Below are 18,634 nucleotides of genomic sequence, written 5' to 3'. Positions count from 1 at the left end.
TGACCATTTTCGGTCAAAACTTCTGACCTATCAAATCAAATTTTCGATTTTTTCTTCGTTTGACGCCACCGCGCCCGTAACAGTAACAGCGTTAAAACTTCACGGTGGAACAGGACAGGATCGCAAAAGATGGACTGGGACAAGCTCAGAGTATTTCACGCCGTTGCCGATGCCGGCAGCCTCACCCATGCCGGCGAGACGCTGCATCTCAGCCAGTCGGCCGTCAGCCGCCAGATCCGTGCCCTGGAGGAGAGCCTGAACACCACCCTTTTCCATCGCCACGCCCGGGGACTGATTCTCACCGAGCAGGGAGAGCTGCTGTTCGACGCCACAACCGCGATGAACAAGCGCCTCGACGCCGCTTCCGCCCGCATCCGCGACAGCGAGGAGGAGGTCTTCGGCGAGCTGCGCGTGACAACCACCATCGGCTTCGGATCCCTGTGGCTGGCGCCGCGCCTGACCAAGCTTTACGAGAAATATCCCGACCTCAAGATCGACCTGATGCTGGAAGAGCGGGTGCTCGACTTGCCCATGCGCGAAGCCGATGTCGCCATCCGCATGAAGGAGCCCAGCCAGGCCGACCTGATTCGCAAGAAGCTGATGTCGGTGCGCATGCGCCTCTACGCCTCGCCCGCCTATCTTGAGAAATACGGCACCCCCGAAACGATCGAGGATCTCGCCAACCACCGGCTGATCTGCCAGAACATCGACAGCCACCAGGTCGGCGCCAGCGCCACGCTGGTCCAGATGCTGATGTCCTACGACATCACCTCGTTCCTTTACGTGAACAACTATTTCGGCGTGCTGCAGGCGGTGATCAACAACCTCGGCATCGGCGTCCTGCCCAATTACATCACCGAGGACATGCCCGACCTGGTCCGCGTGCTGCCCGATATCGAATCCAAGGAGGTGCCGGTCTTCCTCGCCTACCCAGAAGAGCTGCGCCATTCGAAGCGCGTACATGTCTTCCGCGATTTCGTGCAGGAGGAGATCATCGCATACCGTCGCCGCATGTCCGAACTGGAGACCGACTCCTGACCCACCAGGTCACGGCGAAAACCCCCTGACTGCCTTTACACACAGCCTCTTTCACGGGCGGCGATCAGGGTTTTCGCCTATCGCGTGGGCAATGCTGGACAGGCGGACCCGGCAAGCTATGCACATGACGCATATCGGCTTTGCATACATCGGAGTGCAAATTCTCTTGCGATGCCTCCGACGCCCCCCTAAATCCCCTCTCGAAGGCAACAGGCGCCTCACGGCGCTGCCTTCTACCTCCCTGTTGGACTTTGGCCGAGCTTTGTCTCGGCCTTTTTTTTTGCCCGCACGGAATTCGCCCCTGGGGCTCCATTTCAGACGAAGAAAAGGCGCCGGATCTGCCGGTATCGCCCGCCCCCCGGTCAAGCCCCGAAGGTCACGTGCCCCGCCTCGTCGATCGTCCAATAGGGATTCCACGCGATCTCCCACAAGTGGCCGTCGGGATCGGCCACGTAGCCCCGGAACCCGCCGTAGGGCGACGGATCGGCCGGGCGCATCACCTCTCCCCCCGCGGCCACCAGCCGCTCGATCAGCGGGGCCACGTCCTCCTGCTGCGGGACATTATGGGCCAGCGCCACCGCGCCCGTCCCCGTTCCCAGCGGGCGGGTCACGTCGGCCTCCATCTCCTCGCGCAGGTAAAGGCCCAGCATCAGACCGTTCATCTGGTAGAAGATGATTTCATCGTTGGCGAAGACGGCCTTCCAGCCGAACCCGTCGTCGTAGAAGGGGCGCGATGCCGACAGCGACGTGACCCCCAGCGCAATGACCGCGATCTGCTGCTGCATCGAACCCACCTATGAATCGGAAAAAGGATACTGCCATCATAGACCACCGGGCCCGCCCCGGGCACCCTTCCGTTGCCCGCCCCCGCGCGACGGCGCTCCAAAGGGTCCCGAACCGGGTCGGAATCCCCCCCTGTGACGCTCAGGACCACTTTCACCCGCCGTCCCGATGCAATAAGAGGACGCCAGATCGACAAAACCCGGGAAAATCTACCTATGGACGAGCCGCAGATCACCGAAGACCTGATTGCCGCCCACGGCCTCAAGCCTGACGAATATCAGCGCATCCTCGAGATCATCGGCCGCGAGCCGAGCTTCACCGAGCTGGGGATCTTCTCGGCCATGTGGAACGAGCATTGTTCCTACAAGTCCTCCAAGCACTGGCTGCGCACCCTGCCCACCGACGGCCCGCAGGTGATCTGCGGTCCCGGCGAGAACGCCGGCATCGTCGATATCGGCGACGGCCAGGCGGTGGTCTTCAAGATGGAAAGCCACAACCACCCCTCCTACATCGAACCCTATCAGGGGGCCGCGACGGGCGTTGGCGGCATCCTGCGCGACGTCTTCACCATGGGCGCGCGCCCGGTGGCGGCGATGAACTCGCTCAGCTTTGGCGCGCCCGATCATCCGCGCACCCGCACTCTGGTCAACGGCGTGGTGGCCGGCATCGGCGGCTACGGCAACTGCTTCGGCGTGCCCAACGTCGGCGGCGAGGTCCGTTTCGATCCCGCCTACAACGGCAACTGCCTGGTGAACGCCTTCGCCGCCGGCATCGCCGACACCGACAAGATCTTCTACTCCGCCGCCTCGGGCGTCGGCATGCCCGTGGTATATCTTGGGGCCAAAACCGGACGCGACGGCGTCGGCGGCGCCACCATGGCCTCGGCCGAGTTCGACGACACGATCGAGGAAAAGCGCCCCACCGTCCAGGTCGGCGACCCCTTCACCGAAAAGCGCCTGCTCGAGGCCTGCCTCGAGCTGATGCAGACCGGCGCCGTCATCTCCATCCAGGACATGGGGGCCGCGGGTCTGACCTGTTCGGCCGTGGAAATGGGCGACAAGGGCGATCTGGGCGTCAAGCTGGAGCTTGACCGCGTCCCCGTCCGCGAAGACCACATGACCGCCTACGAGATGATGCTGTCGGAAAGCCAAGAGCGGATGCTCATGGTCCTCAACCCCGAGCTTGAGGCCGAGGCCAAGGCGATCTTCGACAAGTGGGACCTGGATTTCGCCATCGTCGGCGAGACCATCGCCGAGGACCGTTTCCTGATCCTGCACGGCAACGAGGTGAAGGCAGACCTGCCGCTGAAGGCCCTGTCGGGCACCGCGCCCGAGTATCAGCGCCCCTGGGTGCCGACCCCCGCCGCGACGCCGCTCGCCGACGTCCCCGAGGTCGATCCCATCGACGCCCTGCGCGCGCTGGTTTCCTCGCCCAACTACGCCTCCAAGCAATGGGTCTGGGAACAGTATGACCACATGGTCATGGCCGACACGATCGTCGCCCCCGGCCTCGGCGCCGGCGTCGTCCGGGTCCACGGCACCGACAAGGCCTTGGCCTTCACCTCGGACGTGACCCCGCGCTACGTGCGCGCCAATCCGGTCGAGGGCGGCAAACAGGCCGTGGCCGAGGCATTCCGCAACCTCTGCGCCGTGGGTGCGCGGCCGCTCGCGACCACCGACAACCTCAACTTCGGCAACCCCGAAAAGCCCGAGATCATGGGCCAGCTCGTGGGCGCGATCCAGGGCATCGGTGCCGCCTGCACGGCCCTCGACATGCCCATCGTCTCCGGCAACGTCTCGCTCTACAACGAGACCGATGGAGAGCCGATCCTCCCCACCCCCACCATCGGCGCCGTGGGCCTTGTCGACCATGTCGACCACCTGATCGCCGGCACCGCCCGCGAGGGCGACCTCGCCATCCTGCTGGGCGAGACCGTGGGCCATCTGGGGCAGTCGGCCCTGCTGGCCGAGGTCTTCAACCGGCACGAGGGCGACGCGCCCCCCGTCGACCTCGAGGCAGAGCGTCGCCACGGCGAGTTCCTGCGCGACAACCGCACGCTGGTGCAGGCCGCGACCGATCTGTCGGACGGCGGCCTCGCTCTTGCGGCCTTCGAGATGGCCGAGGCCGCCGGCGTCGGCGTCACTCTCGATGACGGCGCCACTGCCCATGCCTTCGGCGAGGACCAGGGCCGCTACCTGCTGGCCTGTTCCTTCGACCAGGCCGAGGCGCTGATGGTCGCCGCCGCCCGCGCCGAGGTGCCGGTCGCAACCGTCGGCCGTTTCGGCGGTGACCGGGTCCGCATCGGCGCCTCCCAGGCCGAGCTGGCCGAGCTTGCGCAGATCTACCGCACCTCCTTCGCCGCAGCCGTCGCCTGACGATCTGACCAATGGGGTGCCCCCGCCGGGCGCCCCGCCAAAGTCCCAAGGCCCCCGCGCGCGCCCTCCCGCTTCATTGTCGTGAAAATATCCCGGCTCGACGCCCCCACGCCGCGCCCCCTCAGGGCAGCCGCCCCTGCCCGCCAAATCCGGCCTGCCCCTTGCAGCAGCGCCACGCGCCCTTTACATCGGAAACGCAAGACACGAAGGACACGCCCATGCCCATGCAAGCCCGCGAGATCGAGGCGCTGATCCGCGCCAGCTTCCCCGATGCGCGCATCACCGTCACCGACCTGGCCGGCGACGGCAACCATTACGCCGCCGAGGTGATCGACGCCTCCTTCAAGGGCCAGAACCGCGTGCAGCAGCAGCGCGCCGTCTACGCCGCGCTGAAGGGCAAGATGGACGGAAACAATGGCGAGCTTCACGCCCTCGCCCTGACCACGAAGGCCCCCGACTAGGGACCCGGAAATGACCGGGCGGCGGCACTGCCCCGCCCCCCCGATGACACCGGCCCCGAGGCCGGAAACAGGAAAGGCCGCCCCATGAGCGACGCAGAATCCCGGATCAAGCAGACCATCACCGCCAATGACGTGGTGCTCTTCATGAAGGGCACCAAGGCCATGCCGCAATGCGGCTTTTCGAGCCGCGTGGCGGGTGTGCTGAACTACATGGGCGTCGATTATGCCGACGTGAACGTGCTCGAGGATGACGGCATCCGCCAGGGCATCAAGGATTTCTCCGACTGGCCGACCATCCCCCAGCTCTACGTCAAGGGTGAGTTCGTCGGCGGTTGCGACATCATCACCGAGATGACCCTTTCGGGTGAGCTGGACCAGATGTTCGAGAAAAGCGGCGTCACCTTCGACAAGGACGCCGCCGACAAGATCCGCGAAGCCAACGGCTGAGCCCTCTCTTCCCGATTTGCGACGACAAGGCCCGCCGGCATCCCCGGCGGGCCTTTCGCTTTCGAGAGGCCCTGCCATGCCACGGCCTCAATCCGCGGGATTTCCGCCGACACCATTTGCAGATTGCGGCGGATTTCCACCGCAATCCGCAAGTTTTGTTGTCGGAGTCTAAAAGTTAACAAATTTACTCCATAGCTTTACGTGGATGCAGCAGGATCCAGAACGAAAAAGGAATGAATAGATGCCTCTCAACCGCAAACTCCTGACCATGAGCGGCCTTGCCGCGCTTCTCGCCAGCACTGCCTGGGCCGGCACCGGTTTCGGCGACATCGACACCAACGGTGACCGTAAGCTGACCGAGTCCGAGCTTGTCGCCGCTTTCGGTCCCGACGGCGCCCGCCTGATGCGCATGGATGCCGACGACGACGGCGCGATCACCTCCGAGGAGGTGCGGATGGCCTCGGCCGACGATGATGACGACGAGGAAGAAGACGAGGACGACGAAGACGAAGACGACGAGGATGAAGACGACGACGACGACGACGATGATGATGACGACAGCGACGACGACGACGACGACGACGACGATGATGACGACGACAGCGATGACGATGACGGCGACGACGACTGACGCCTGAGATCGGCGCCGCCTCGGTTCATCCACCGAAGCGTCACGAAAAAAGGCCCCGCGATCGCGGGGCCTTTTGCCTTTTCAGAGGGCCGGGGCGGGGTTGAATGACCGACCTGCCGCCCAAGGCGCACTACTCGTCTGCGCGGCCCTTGCCCAGGTGCTTGCGCAGGCGCGAGGGTGTGGATTTCTTGCGGTCCTTGTAGGGGTTCTTGTCGGCCTGGCTGCGGAAGGTCAGGCGGATCGGCGTCCCCGGCATGTCAAAGCTGTCACGCAACCCGTTGACAAGATACCGCGAATAGCTTTCCGGCAGTTTCTCGGGGTGCGAGCACATGACCACGAAACCCGGCGGCCGGGTCTTGGCCTGGGTCATGTAGCGCAGCTTGATCCGCCGCCCGCCCGGCGCGGGGGGCGGGTGCGCCTCCAGCATCCCGATCAGCCAGCGGTTCAGCGTCGCCGTTGTCACCCGCCGGTTCCAGACCTCATGTGCCTTCAGGATCGCTTCCTGCAACCGGTCGAGTCCCCGCCCGGTCTTGGCCGAGACGGTGATCAGCGGCGCGCCGCGAAGCTGGGGCAGCAGACGCGTGAACTCTTCCTTCAGCTCCTTGAGCTTGTTTTGGCGGTCGGTCTCGATATCCCACTTGTTGACCGCGATCACCACGGCGCGGCCCTCGCGCTCGGCCAGGTCGGCGATGCGCAGGTCTTGCTGCTCGAAGGGGATCTCCACGTCCAGCAGCACCACGACTACCTCGGCGAAGCGCACGGCGCGCAGCCCGTCCGAGACCGACAGCTTCTCAAGCTTGTCCTGCACCTTGGCGCGCTTGCGCATGCCGGCGGTGTCGAAGATGCGCACCGGGGCGCCGTCCCATTCGGTCGTGACCGAGATGGCGTCGCGGGTGATCCCGGCCTCGGGTCCGGTCAACAGGCGGTCCTCGCCCAGGATGGCGTTGATCAGGGTCGATTTGCCGGCATTGGGCCGGCCAACCACGGCAACCTGGAGCGGTTTCGCGCGGCTGGGCCGGGGGCTGGGCAGAACGCCGTCCTCGTCGGCATCCTCCTCGCCCGGCAGCGCGCCTTCCTCGTCCAGTTCCACGTCGGTCTCGGGGGCGCTGTCCTGGGCCTTAAGGGCGAACTCGTCGGCCAGCGGGGTCAGGACGGCCAACAGGTCCTCCATCCCCTCGCCATGTTCGGCCGACAGGCGCAGGGGCTCGCCAAGACCCAGCGAGTAGGCCTCCAGCATCCCGGCCTCGCCGGCCCGCCCCTCGGCTTTGTTGGCGGCCACGATCACGTGGGCCGACCGCTTGCGCAGGATCTCGGCGAAGACCTGGTCGGTCGGGGTAATGCCCACGCGCGCGTCGATCATGAACAGGCAGATGTCGGCCATGTCGACCGCGCGCTCGGTCAGCCGGCGCATGCGGCCCTGAAGGCTCTGGTCCGTGGCCTCTTCAAGGCCGGCGGTGTCGACGACGGTGAAACGCAGGTCGCCAAGCCGGGCCTCGCCCTCGCGCAGGTCGCGGGTGACGCCGGGCTGATCGTCGACCAGCGCAAGGCGCCGCCCCACGAGGCGGTTGAACAGGGTGGACTTGCCCACGTTGGGGCGCCCCACGATGGCGAGCGTGAAACTCATGGCCTTTTGATACTCCGGCTCGGGCGACAATGCGCCCCCTTACACGGACTTGGCCTCAGCGGAAAGCAAGGAGTTGGCCATCCTGCGAGACCACGTAGAGGGTGCGGTTCACCACGACCGGGTTCGAGGCCGCCCCGCCGGGCAGCGCCACGGCGCCCGCAAGCTGCCCGCTGGCCGGATCGAAGGCCCGCAACTGTCCGTCGCCCGAGGCGACCCAAAGCCGTCCGCCGGCCAGCACGGGGCCGAAATGGGCATAGAGGGCCAGGCGCCGGCGCGGGTTCGTCTTCGTGTACCAGGGCATGGGCGTGGCCCAGATCACCTTGCCGGTGGCCGCGTCCAGGCGCACCAGCTCGGACTGGTCCGAGATCAGGAAGACCGAGTTGCCGACCGGCCAGACCGGGCTGACAGCGCCTTCGTTGGCCGTCCAGATGGTCTTGCCGCCCGCCGCTTCCAGCGCCACGACCCGGCCCGAGGGGTTGCCGGCGTAGACCACGCCGCCATCCACGACCGGATCGGCCGAAATATCGGCAACCGCGGCATAGGCCCGGCCCTTGCGGAACCCGGCTACCCGGGCCGACCACAGGCGCAGGCCGCCTTTTTTCAGGGTCGCCACCATTTCGCCGGTGCCGAAGGGAAAGATCACCGTATCGCCGTTGATCGCGGGACCCGCGCCGCCGACGCGGACCAGCGCGGCCTCGACGCTGGGAAGCTGCCAGCGCACGCGCCCGTTCGAAGCCTCGATCGCCCAGGCCACCCCGTCGCGCGAGACGACGTAGACGACACCGCCCTCGACCGTGGGCGTGCCGGTAACGGCCGCGCCGATGCGCTGGCGCCAGATCTCGCCGCCAGTACGCGCGTCCAGGGCCACCAATGCGCCGAAGGCGGTGGTCGCGAAGACGCGCCCGTCGGCATAGGCCAGACCGCCGCCAGAGGCGTCGTCGGCGCTGTCGCTGGGCGGGGTCATGTCCACCGACCAAAGGGCAGCACCCGAGGTCGAATGCGCCGTAACACGCGCCCGCGAATCCATCGCGATGACGCGGCCGTCGGCGACGATGGGATCGGCGGTGATGCGATGGCGGCGGTCGTTGCCTTCGCCGACCTTGCCGGACCAGACGAGCCGGGGCGCGGTCGAAAGGGCCGGATGCTGCACCCGGTGACGAACCGAGCCGTTCTGATGGGTCCAGGCGGCGATATTCTGCTGGGCCGGCAATGCGATGGGCACGGCCTTGTTCGTGGCGGCGCCACGCTGGTCTGTTCCCGGCTCGGGACGGTCGACACCGCCCTGCCCGTGCACGGATTCGGTTCCGATCGACGCCTCCAGCGGGCTGGTCACGTCGAACCGCTCGCCGGTCAGCAGGACTTCACGCTCGCCACAGCCGGCCAAGGTCGAGAGGGCGACCAGGCTTCCCACGCACAGATTGAACTTCACCGCCAGGAACCTCTTCTCGTTTCCGTCCGCGCCTGCCCAGGGGCAACGCGCCTGTTCTGTCTGCCGGCGCTGCGCGGATGCCGCCGCGTGGCCCCGGGGGCCTTCGCATCCGCACATCCGTCGTTCCGGCCGTGTTCCGCCGCAAGCCTGACGGGCTTAGCCCTCGTCCAGACTTCCGCCAAGCGCCACAATCAACTGTGCGGCCCGCCGACGCAAGCCCGCAGTGGATTCCTGATCGTTCACAAGGCTTTTCAGGATACCGATGGCCTTCTCGGCCTGGCCCATCTCGACCAGCACCAGGGCGGTCTGCTCCAGCGCCAGGGTGCGGAAGGGCATGCCCGCCGACGACAGGGTCGTCAGCCGCTCAAGCCGCGCCTCGGCCGGGGCGTCCTTGCCTTGCGCGATCACCAGTTTCAGCGATGCAAGCTGGCGCAGCGTTTCGCTGGCGTCGGCATCGGTGCTCAGCTCCTCAAGGGTCTTGAGGGCGGCGGGACGGTCGGTTTCCAGAAGCGGGCTGACCTCGATCAGGCGGACCATGGCGCGGGTCTCGCCCTCGGCCTCGATGGCATTCAGCGCATCGACGCTTGCGCTCGGGCTCTCGGCCTCGATCGCGGCGCGGATCGCGTCGCCGGTGGCCTGGGCCTCTGCCTCGGCGCTGGCCTTGCGGTATTCGTTCACTGCGGCACCGCCCACCAGCACGACGACCGCTACGGCGGCAACCCAGCCCCAGCGTTTCATGACAGCAAACAGCCGGTCGCGGCGGACCTCTTCGGTGACTTCGTCGATAAAACTGTCGGTATTGCTCACGCAGAGACCCTTTCGCCGGATTTGGCCACGGTCTTAACGCGTTCATGGTCGGCTTGCCAAGTCCCCGGCGGGCCGCGACGCACGGGTCCGGCGGCCCACCCCGCAGGTCTTTACCTAAGGTCAACGCAAGCCTCCCGCGCGGCAACACTGGACCTCGGGCCAAGATAAGGATTTTATCACCCCTAGGGACGCGGCGCCGCGCCCTCCGCCCGCCCATGGCTTTGATGCCCGCGGGAGCAAGCAGAATACCAGAAGGCCGCTCATGAAACTCCTGCCACTGATAACCGCGGCTCTTGTCGTGTTCGCGTTATATGTTTCGGTCTTTGAACGCGACCGGGTGCTCGAGTTTGCCCGCTCCACCGGCTTTGGCAGCCAGCAGGAAGAAACTGTCACCGCCGACAGCTCCCCGACAGAAGGCACGGCAGATCCCGACACCGCCCCCGCCCCCGAAGCGCAAGGAGAGCACCAGGGCGCGGACGACGGGGTCCGGCGGGTTTCGGTCGTGGCGCTGCGCTCGCACGCGGCGATGGTCGACAGCGCGGTCACCCTGCGCGGCCGGACCGAGGCCTCGCGCCAGGTCGACGTGCGCTCCGAGACATCGGGGCTGATCCGCTCGGCGCCCCTGCCCAAGGGCAGCAAGGTCACCGCCGGACAGGTCCTGTGCGAGGTCGCCCCCGGCACGCGCGAGATCTCGCTCGCCTCGGCCCAGTCGCAGCTTCGCGAGGCCCAGTCGCGCCTGCCTGAGGCCCGCGCCCGCGTCCCCGAGGCCGAGGCCCGGCTGTCTGAAGCCCGCGCCCGGGTGAAGGAGGCCGAGGCAAGACTGGCCGAGGCCGAGATCAACCAGCGCGCCGCAAGCCGGCTGGGCCAAGGCGGTTTCGCCTCAGAAATCCGCGTCGTCACCGCGCAGGCCGCGCTGGAAGCCGCCCGCGCCGGGGTCGAGACCGCCAATTCGTCCTTGGAATCGGCCCGCTCGGGCATCGAGTCCGCCCTTGCCGGGATCGAGGCCGCGACCGCTGGCATCCAGTCGGCCCAAGCCGGTGTCGCCGCCGCCGAGAAGGAGCTGGAGCGGCTGAACATCACCGCGCCCTTTGACGGGCTGCTGGAATCCGACACGGCCGAGCTGGGCAGCCTGCTGCAACCCGGGGCCCTTTGCGCGACACTGCTGCGGCTGGACCCGATCCTGCTGGTTGGCTTCGTGCCCGAGCTGGAAGTCGGCCGGATCACCGTCGGCGCCCCGGCGACCGCGCGGCTGGTGGACGGGACCGAGCTGACGGGCGACGTGTCCTTCCTGTCGCGCGCCGCCGACGAGGCGACCCGCACCTTCCGTGTCGAGGTGACGGTGCCCAATGCGGACCTGACCCTCAGCGACGGCCAGACCGCCGAGATCCTGATCGCAGCCCCCGGCGTCACCGCGCATTTCCTGCCCCAGTCGGCCCTGACCCTGAACGATCACGGCGACCTGGGCGTGCGCGTGGTGGGCAAGGACAGCCTTGCCCATTTCCAGCCCGTCAGCGTTCAGCGCGACACCGCCCGCGGCATCTGGCTGTCGGGCCTGCCCGAGAGTGCAGACGTGATTGTGCTGGGCCAGGAATACGTGACCGAGGGCAGCCCCGTCACCCCCACCTACCGCGAGGGGCTTGATCCCGAGGCCGGTGTTCTGCCAGCCCAGGTGCCCCCTGCCGCCCCCGCCACGGGGCCCGTCCGATGACACGCATCGTCGACTGGGCCGCCGAACGCGCGCGGATGGTGATCGCTTTCATCGCCCTGTCGATCCTGGCCGGCGGCTATGCCTACGGCACCCTGCCCAAGGAGGGCGAGCCGGACATCGAGATCCCGGCGCTTTTCGTCTCGGTCCCCTTTCCCGGCATCTCGGCCGCCGACAGCGAGAAGCTTCTTGTCAAACCGATGGAGACCGAGCTGTCGGACCTCGACGGGCTGGAGAAGCTGACCGGCACCGCCAGCGAGGGCTATGCCGGCGTTGCGCTGGAATTCGGATTTGGCTGGGACAAGAGCAAGATCATCGCCGATGTGCGCGACCGGATGAACACGGCCGAGGGCCGCTTTCCCGACGGGTTCGAGAAATACTCGATCAACGAGATCAACTTCTCGGAGTTTCCGATCATCGTCGTCAACCTGACCGGGGACCTGCCCGAGCGCACATTGCTGCGTATCGCCAAGGACATGCAGGACCGACTTGAGGCGCTTGAGCCGGTGCTGGAGGCCGGCCTCGCCGGCCACCGTGACGAGATGCTGGAGGTCACGATCGACCCGCTGCGCCTGGAGGCCTACAACGTCACAGCGGGCGAGCTGATCGAGGTGGTGACCCGCAACAACCTTCTGATCCCCGCCGGCGAGATCGAGACCGCGACCGGCAGCTTCGCGGTCAAGATCCCCTCGTCCTTCGAGGAGGCATCGGATGTCTACGACCTGCCGGTCAAGACCAGCGGCGACCGGGTCATCACCCTGGGCGATCTGGCCGACATTCGCCTGACCTTCGAGGACCGGCGCGGCACCGCGCGTTTCAACGGCGAGCCGACGGTCGCGCTGCAGGTGGTCAAGCGCAAGGGCTTCAACCTGATCGACACGGCCCAGCTTGTGAAGACCAGCGTCGCGAGCATTCGCGACGAATGGCCCGTCGAGCTGCGCGAGGCGGTCCGGGTGGGCACATCGCTCGACCAGTCGCGGATCGTGGATTCGATGGTGCGACAGCTTGAAAGCTCGGTGCTGACGGCGATCGCGCTGGTGATGATCGTGGTGCTGGCGGCCCTTGGGACGCGCTCGGCCCTCCTGGTGGGGTTTGCCATCCCGACCTCGTTCCTGCTGTGTTTTGCCCTGCTGGCGGTGATGGGCGTCTCGATCTCGAACATCGTCATGTTCGGCCTGATCCTTGCCGTCGGCATGCTGGTCGATGGCGCCATCGTCGTCGTGGAATACGCCGACCGCCGCATCAGCGAAGGCTCAGGCCCCATGCGCGCCTATGTCGAGGCCGCCAAGCGCATGTTCTGGCCCATCGTCAGCTCCACCGCGACGACGCTTTGCGCCTTTCTGCCCATGCTGTTCTGGCCCGGCGTGCCCGGTGAGTTCATGGGGATGCTGCCCGTCACCCTGATCTTCGTGCTGTCGGCCTCGCTGGTGGTGGCGCTGGTCTACCTGCCGGTGATGGGCGGGGTCGCGGGCCGCATGAGCCGGGTTCTGGAACACGGCTCCGAGGGGTTGATGCCCCTGCCGTGGATCGTCCGCGCCCTGCTGGCGCTGGGTGCGCTCTGGCTGCTCTTTGCTGCCGCGATGCAGGCGCTGAACCCGGCCTACCTGCTGCCCGAGGGGGCGCTGCCGGACGGGTTTGCCGGGGCCTTGCCGGGCCTTTTGCTGTTCGTTCTGGCGGCGGTGCTTGTTTCGATCACCATGGGGGCCGCCCGGCCCCGGCCTCGCGCCCGGCGTCTGCGCAGCGGCACCCGCCGCAGCCCCTTCGGCTGGTTCATCTATCTGATCGTCGCCAACCCGGTGATGCCGCTTGTCGCCATTGGCGGCGTCGTCGCGCTGGTGATCGCGGTCTTCGGCTATTTCGGGGCCAACAACAACGGGGTGGAGTTCTTCGTTGAATCCGAGCCGGAGCAGGCGATCGTCTATGTCCGCGCCCGGGGCAACCTGAGCCTGAGCGAGAAGGACGCGATCCTGTCCCGGGCCGAGGCCGTGACCCTGGCCGACCCGGCGGTGCGCACGGTCTTTGCCTTTGCGGGCGAAGGCGGGCTGGACCAGAACACCGGCGGCGCCCAGGCGCCCCTCGACACCATCGGCCAGATGCAGATCGAGCTGATCCCCTGGGAGGAGCGGCCGCGCCAGGCCAATGACCTGGGACTTTCGACCGCCGCGGCCGAGTTCGACGGCGACCTGGTCCTCGACCGGCTGGAGCGGCGCCTGCGCCGCATGCCCGGGGTCGAGGTCGAGATCCTCGCGGCCGACCGTGGCCCCTCGTCCGGCAAGCCGCTGCACCTGCGGCTGAAGGGGGACGATCGCGAACTTCTGGCGCGCACCGCCGGTCGCGTGGCCGCGCATTTCGCCGCCACCCCCGGCCTGCGCGACGTCGAGGATACGCGCCCCCTGCCCGGCATCGACTGGCAGATCGACGTGGACGTGGAAAAGGCCGGCCGCTTCGGCGCCGACGTGGCAGCGGTCGGCGCGATGGTGCAGCTTGTCACCCGCGGCCTGCTGCTGGACACGATGCGCATCGAATCCTCGGACGAAGAGATCGAAATCCGCGTCCGCCTGCCCGAGGCAGACCGCCTGCTCTCGACCCTGGACACGCTGAAGGTCCGCACCGCCGGCGGGCTGGTGCCGCTTTCCAATTTCATCACCCGCCGCCCGGTGGCCAAGCTGGGCCAGATCGACCGGGTCGACCAGACCCGCTATTACGACGTGAAGGCCGATATCACTGCGGGCCTGACCAACGCCGCCGGCCAGCCGATCACCGCCTCCGAGCGGATCGCGATGCTGAGCGACTGGCTGGAGCAGGACGCGGGTTTGCCCCACGGCGTCAGCTGGGAATGGACCGGCGACCAGGAGGAACAGGCCGAAAGCCAGGCCTTCCTGATGAGCGCCTTCGCCGGCGCGCTGGGGCTGATGTTCGTGATCCTGCTTGCGCAGTTCAACAGCTTTTACAACGCGGTGCTGGTGCTTCTTGCGGTGGTCCTGTCGACGACGGGGGTGCTGATCGGGATGCTGGTGATGAACCAGCCCTTCTCGATCATCATGACGGGCACGGGCATCGTGGCGCTTGCGGGCATCGTGGTGAACAACAACATCGTGCTGATCGACACCTACCAGGAATATTCGCGTTACATGCCCCGGATCGAGGCCATCTCGCGCACCGCCGAGACGCGCATCCGCCCCGTGCTTCTGACCACCATCACCACCATGGCGGGCCTGACGCCGATGATGTTCGGCCTCAGCCTCGACTTCATCGGGGGGACCTCGTCGCTCGACAGCCCGACCGCCCTCTGGTGGAAACAGCTGGCGACGGCGGTGGTGTTCGGGCTGGGCATCGCAACCGTGCTGACGCTGATCTTCACGCCGTCGATGCTGGCGCTGCGGGTCTGGGCGACGCGCGGCTCCTACGGGGCGCTGCTAAGGGCGCGCGCCTTCGGCTTTGGCAAGCGCGCTCGGAGGATGCGCGAGGATCTGCGCCAGCGACGCAAGGCCCGCGCCATTAACGCGCCCGAGATCATCTGGGACGAGGGCACCGAGCGCACAGCACCGACTGCCCAAGACGCGCAAGCCGAAGATCAGGACAAGAAGCGCCCCGGCACGGGGTTGCAGGTCGCCGAGTAGGCCCTGAAGCTGCCGGGACCGTCGCCCGGCCTCAGATCTCGCTTTCGACCAGTTCTTCCTTCTCCCGCTCGGCCGCCTGGCGGTGCCACATGGCGTGGTAGCGCCCGCGCGCGGCCAGAAGCTCCTCGTGGGTGCCCCGCTCGACGATCACCCCGGCTTCCAGCACGATGATCAGATCGGCATCGGCCACGGTCGACAGCCGGTGCGCGATGGTCAGCACCGTGCGCCCCCGGCTCATTTCGCGCAAGGAAACCTGGATGTCCCGCTCGGTCTGGGTGTCGAGGGCGGATGTCGCCTCGTCCAGCAGCAGGATCGGCGGGTTCTTCAGCAGGGTGCGGGCGATGCCAACGCGCTGCTTCTCGCCGCCCGACAGCTTCAGCCCCCGTTCGCCCACGGCCGTCTCGTAGCCCTCGGGAAGGCTTTTGACGAACTCGTGGATCCGGGCTGCGCGGGCGGCATCCTCGATCTCGGCGCGGGTGGCGTCGGGTCGGCCATAGGCGATGTTGTAGTAGATCGTATCGTTGAAAAGCACCGTGTCCTGCGGCACCACCCCGATCTGGGCGTGCACGCTTTTCTGGGTCACGTCGCGCAGGTCCTGCCCGTCGATCCGCAGGGCGCCGCCATCGACGTCGTAGAAGCGAAACAGCAGCCGCCCGATCGTCGACTTGCCTGACCCCGAGGGCCCGACGATGGCGACAGTCTTCCCGGCCTCGGCGGTGAAGCTGATGCCCTTCAGGATGGGACGCGCCGCGTCGTAGCCGAAGCGAACATTGTCAAAAGCAATCTCGCCGCGCGGCACACCAAGGGCCCCCGCGCCGGGTTTGTCCTCAATCTCGGCGGGCTGTTCCAGCAGGTCGAACATCTCGGCCATGTCGATCAGGGCCTGGCGGATCTCGCGGTAGACCGTGCCCAGGAAGTTCAGCGGCATGGTGATCTGGATCATGTAGGCGTTGACCATGACGAAATCACCCACCGTCAGCTTGCCCTGTTGCACGCCGATCGCGGCCATCACCATCACGGCAACGAGGCCCAGCGTAATCAGGAGCGACTGGCCGAAGTTCAGGATCGCCAGCGAGTAGTTGGTCTTGAGCGCGGCCTTCTCATAGCCTTCCATCGCCTTGTCATAGCGCGCGGCCTCGCGGTCCTCGGCGCCGAAATACTTCACCGTCTCGAAGTTCAGAAGGCTGTCGATGGCCTTCTGGTTCGCATCGGTGTCCTGGTCGTTCATCTCCTTGCGGATGCGCACCCGCCACTCGGTGATGGCGAAGGTGAACCAGACATAGGCTGCGATCGTCAGCACCACCGTCACCAGGTACCAGACGTCGAAGAGCACGAAGAAGATGATCGCGATGAAGACCAGCTCCAGCGCCAGCGGCCCGATCGAGAAGAGCAAGAAGCGCAGGAGAAAATCGACACCCTTCACCCCCCGCTCGATAATGCGGCTGAGACCGCCGGTCTTGCGGGTGATATGATACCGAAGCGACAGCGCATGGATGTGGCGGAAGGTCTCGAGCGCCAGCATCCGCAGCGCACGCTGCCCGACCTTGGCGAAGATCGCGTCGCGCAGCTGTTGCAGCCCGACGTTGAGCACCCGCGCCACCCCGTAGGCCAGGGTCAGCCCGATCGCGCCCGCCCCCAGCATCCAGGCGGCCGAGGTCCCCTCGCCCGACAGGGCATCGACCGCCCCCTTGTAGAAGAAGGGGATCACCACCGACACAACTTTGGAAACGACCAGCGCCACCATCGCCAGCACCACCCGGACCCGGATCTCGTGATTGTCCGAAGGCCAGAGGTAGGGGGCGACCCGGCGGATGGTCCGCAGACCGCTGCTGCGGCCCGATGTGCCGGGGGTGGGTTTTCTGGCCATGGGGGGAAGTCCGTCCGATCTGTTGCCGAAGCACCTTAAGGGGCGCCGTCGCCGATGGCCATAGAGGGCACCCGGCGCCGAACCGGGCGCGACAACAGCCTGGGACCGCGCCTTTGGCCTACTGCGGAACCGTGAAGATCTGGCCCGGGTAGATCAGGTCCGGATCGCGGATCTGGCTCTTGTTGGCCTCGTAGACGCGGACATAAAGCATCCCCTCGCCATAGTTGCGCCGGGCGATGCCCCAAAGGGTGAAGCCCGGCTGAACCGTCACGACGCCGACGCCGCTGGCCACGCCCGCCGCCCCTCCGTCACCGGCATCGGTGGCAAGCATGCCATCCGCACCCGCAGCGGGGGCCGCCGGATCGCCCGAAGCGGCACCGGCCCCGGCCATGGCGGTACGGACGGTCTCGGGATCCTCGCGCTGGAACGGCGTCTCGAAGCGCGAGGCGACCTTGCCCGCCTCGTCGATCTCATCGACGCGCAGGGTGTGCACGCCGGTGTCGATATCCGGCAAGGGCGAACGCCAGGTCCCGTCGGCCCCGATTTTCGAGGTCAGGACAGGCCGGTTGTTGACGTAGAAACGCACGGCGCGGTCGGGCTTGCCCCGCCCCGCCAGCCGCAGGTCGCCCGTCTCGTCATAGCTGATGGTGTCGATGACGACATTGGTCATCGCCTCGGGCGACGGGCCGGGATCCGCGGGCTGCATCAGCCGCACCCCCTCGTCATCGGCCAGAAGCAGGACGGGGGCCTTGCCGGGTTCGGGATCCGTCCCGGTCGCGGTGCCCGTGTCCGTGCCCGTGTCCGCGGCGCCTTCAGCGGCCGTTTCCGTGGCCTTGGCCGTCTCGACGCCGGGCGCGCCGGGTCTTTCAGCGTCAGTCTCGCCGTCCGCCTGCATCACGGTGCTTTCACCGCCTGCAGAACCGGTTTCTTGCTTCATGTCGCCCAGGGAGGCCACCGCCTCCGGCGCGGGGGCCGCGAAGGGCGCGACGATCAGGCTTTGGGACGCGGTGCGGCTTTCGCCCCCGGGCGGCGTCGCGGTCAGTTCCACCAGTTGCGGACGGTCCGAGGGTTCGACCTTGAGGAAGGCCACGAAATTCCCGGCCTTGTCGGCTTGGGTCTCGGCCACCTGGCGACCATCGACGAAAAGGTTGATGCGACTGCCGGGCCGGGCGGTGCCTGCAACGATACCGTCGCCCTTGGGATCGACGCGGAAGATGTCGAAACGGCTGTCATCCCCGGCGCTTTCGCGCGCGATGGCCGTCGGGGCGTCCGGCGCGGTCCCGCCATCCGGCGTCAGCGCGCCGTCGCGCAGGGGCAGGCGCGGCGCGGGTTCGTCGCTCAGCGCGGCCATGCGCGACAGGTCCGGGCCATCCTCATTTGTGGGTGCGGTCCCCGGAACGATGCCCGCCGCGCCTGCAACTGACCCGGGCGCACCCGCCGGCCCATCGCTGGCCCCAAGGGGCCGAAGCGGCGCGGGCGGCTGGGGTGTTCCGGGCTCGGCGGCCAGCGCGATGCGCGGCGGCTCGGGTGCCGTGTCCTTCGCCGTGCCCGAAGGCGCAGGGGGTTCGGTGACGGAGCTCAGGGCGCGGGGCGCGTCGTCGGCGGCATCGACCGCCCCCTCGCCGCCCGCAAGCGTCGCAGGACCGCCTGTCGCATCAGGATCAAGGCGCATGGGCCTGCCATAGGGATAGAACCAGATCGCCGCCGTGACGGCCCCCGCCGCCAGCACCAGGCCGACGATTGCACCGCCACTCAGGCGGGAGGCGGACCATTGCGCCATGTATCTCCCCTTCGGGTGCCGGAACGGCACCGGCAGCAAGGACCATGGGCTTCAACCCTTTTGCGCC

The 18,634-nt window shown here is 67.3% G+C and carries 13 protein-coding genes; 7 read left to right on the top strand and 6 right to left on the bottom strand.

The features are described from left to right. The first annotated feature begins 129 nt into the window (after window positions 1-129). The gene (locus CLV77_RS05965; protein WP_076978829.1) at window positions 130-1,038 is read left to right on the top strand and encodes a LysR family transcriptional regulator; all 909 of its coding nucleotides are present in this window, start codon (window positions 130-132) and stop codon (window positions 1,036-1,038) included. Between the two features lie 362 nt (window positions 1,039-1,400). Here the strand turns inward: CLV77_RS05965 and CLV77_RS05960 are convergent, their stop codons facing one another. Beyond that, entirely contained in the window at window positions 1,401-1,823 is a 423-nt protein-coding gene (locus tag CLV77_RS05960; protein ID WP_076978830.1) for a VOC family protein, read from the bottom strand. A gap of 213 nt (window positions 1,824-2,036) precedes the next feature. Between CLV77_RS05960 and purL the strand changes: the two genes are divergently transcribed. The 4 genes from purL (at window position 2,037) to CLV77_RS16515 (ending at window position 5,735) form a co-directional block, all read left to right on the top strand. After that, window positions 2,037-4,196 carry a phosphoribosylformylglycinamidine synthase subunit PurL gene (purL, locus tag CLV77_RS05955; RefSeq protein WP_076978831.1) on the top strand — a complete coding sequence of 720 codons (2,160 nt, stop codon included), beginning with the start codon at window positions 2,037-2,039 and terminating at the stop codon, window positions 4,194-4,196. Between the two features lie 218 nt (window positions 4,197-4,414). Beyond that, a complete protein-coding gene (locus CLV77_RS05950; protein WP_076978832.1) occupies window positions 4,415-4,657 on the top strand; it encodes a BolA/IbaG family iron-sulfur metabolism protein in 243 nt (80 codons plus the stop codon). Window positions 4,658-4,741: 84 nt separating this feature from the next. After that, entirely contained in the window at window positions 4,742-5,104 is a 363-nt protein-coding gene (gene grxD, locus CLV77_RS05945) for a Grx4 family monothiol glutaredoxin (protein WP_076978833.1), read from the top strand. Between the two features lie 241 nt (window positions 5,105-5,345). After that, window positions 5,346-5,735 (top strand): EF-hand domain-containing protein, encoded by a 390-nt coding sequence (locus CLV77_RS16515; protein ID WP_162781869.1) that lies wholly within the window; start codon window positions 5,346-5,348, stop codon window positions 5,733-5,735. A gap of 130 nt (window positions 5,736-5,865) precedes the next feature. Here CLV77_RS16515 and der read toward each other — a convergent pair whose 3' ends face one another. The 3 genes from der to CLV77_RS05925 form a co-directional block, all read right to left on the bottom strand. Continuing rightward, window positions 5,866-7,359, bottom strand: a complete 1,494-nt coding sequence (gene der, locus CLV77_RS05935) for a ribosome biogenesis GTPase Der (protein ID WP_076978834.1) — start codon at window positions 7,357-7,359, stop codon at window positions 5,866-5,868. A gap of 55 nt (window positions 7,360-7,414) precedes the next feature. Continuing rightward, window positions 7,415-8,788 carry an outer membrane protein assembly factor BamB family protein gene (locus CLV77_RS05930; protein ID WP_076980940.1) on the bottom strand — a complete coding sequence of 458 codons (1,374 nt, stop codon included), beginning with the start codon at window positions 8,786-8,788 and terminating at the stop codon, window positions 7,415-7,417. A 156-nt stretch (window positions 8,789-8,944) separates the two neighbouring features. Further along, a complete protein-coding gene (locus CLV77_RS05925; RefSeq protein WP_076978835.1) occupies window positions 8,945-9,595 on the bottom strand; it encodes a hypothetical protein in 651 nt (216 codons plus the stop codon). A 262-nt stretch (window positions 9,596-9,857) separates the two neighbouring features. On the opposite strand from CLV77_RS05925, the gene CLV77_RS05920 reads away from it, so the two are divergent. Further along, a complete protein-coding gene (locus CLV77_RS05920) occupies window positions 9,858-11,303 on the top strand; it encodes an efflux RND transporter periplasmic adaptor subunit (RefSeq protein ID WP_076978836.1) in 1,446 nt (481 codons plus the stop codon). Beyond that, window positions 11,300-14,920, top strand: coding sequence for an efflux RND transporter permease subunit (locus tag CLV77_RS05915; protein WP_076978837.1), 3,621 nt, complete (start codon window positions 11,300-11,302; stop codon window positions 14,918-14,920). The genes CLV77_RS05920 and CLV77_RS05915 overlap by 4 nt, the downstream gene beginning before the upstream one ends. Before the next feature lie 31 nt (window positions 14,921-14,951). Here the strand turns inward: CLV77_RS05915 and CLV77_RS05910 are convergent, their stop codons facing one another. Beyond that, window positions 14,952-16,787, bottom strand: a complete 1,836-nt coding sequence (locus CLV77_RS05910) for an ABCB family ABC transporter ATP-binding protein/permease (RefSeq protein ID WP_076978838.1) — start codon at window positions 16,785-16,787, stop codon at window positions 14,952-14,954. A gap of 118 nt (window positions 16,788-16,905) precedes the next feature. Continuing rightward, the gene (locus CLV77_RS05905) at window positions 16,906-18,567 is read right to left on the bottom strand and encodes a LysM peptidoglycan-binding domain-containing protein (protein ID WP_076978839.1); all 1,662 of its coding nucleotides are present in this window, start codon (window positions 18,565-18,567) and stop codon (window positions 16,906-16,908) included. Window positions 18,568-18,634: the final 67 nt, after the last annotated feature.

Origin of the sequence: Brevirhabdus pacifica (assembly GCF_002797755.1) — a bacterium.
Classification (GTDB): Bacteria; Pseudomonadota; Alphaproteobacteria; order Rhodobacterales; family Rhodobacteraceae; genus Brevirhabdus; species Brevirhabdus pacifica.
This window is presented reverse-complemented; position numbering and strand designations above follow the sequence as displayed.

What these genes read in the sequence shown, in the direction of transcription:
- CLV77_RS05960 (WP_076978830.1), bottom strand. Translation starts at nt 1,823, where the DNA reads ATGCAGCAGCAGATCGCGGTCATTGCGCTGGGGGTCACGTCGCTGTCG.
- CLV77_RS05915 (WP_076978837.1), top strand. Translation starts at nt 11,300, where the DNA reads ATGACACGCATCGTCGACTGGGCCGCCGAACGCGCGCGGATGGTGATC.
- CLV77_RS05905 (WP_076978839.1), bottom strand. Translation starts at nt 18,567, where the DNA reads ATGGCGCAATGGTCCGCCTCCCGCCTGAGTGGCGGTGCAATCGTCGGC.
- CLV77_RS05920 (WP_076978836.1), top strand. Translation starts at nt 9,858, where the DNA reads ATGAAACTCCTGCCACTGATAACCGCGGCTCTTGTCGTGTTCGCGTTA.
- purL (WP_076978831.1), top strand. Translation starts at nt 2,037, where the DNA reads ATGGACGAGCCGCAGATCACCGAAGACCTGATTGCCGCCCACGGCCTC.
- CLV77_RS16515 (WP_162781869.1), top strand. Translation starts at nt 5,346, where the DNA reads ATGCCTCTCAACCGCAAACTCCTGACCATGAGCGGCCTTGCCGCGCTT.
- CLV77_RS05950 (WP_076978832.1), top strand. Translation starts at nt 4,415, where the DNA reads ATGCCCATGCAAGCCCGCGAGATCGAGGCGCTGATCCGCGCCAGCTTC.
- grxD (WP_076978833.1), top strand. Translation starts at nt 4,742, where the DNA reads ATGAGCGACGCAGAATCCCGGATCAAGCAGACCATCACCGCCAATGAC.
- CLV77_RS05910 (WP_076978838.1), bottom strand. Translation starts at nt 16,787, where the DNA reads ATGGCCAGAAAACCCACCCCCGGCACATCGGGCCGCAGCAGCGGTCTG.
- CLV77_RS05965 (WP_076978829.1), top strand. Translation starts at nt 130, where the DNA reads ATGGACTGGGACAAGCTCAGAGTATTTCACGCCGTTGCCGATGCCGGC.
- der (WP_076978834.1), bottom strand. Translation starts at nt 7,359, where the DNA reads ATGAGTTTCACGCTCGCCATCGTGGGGCGCCCCAACGTGGGCAAGTCC.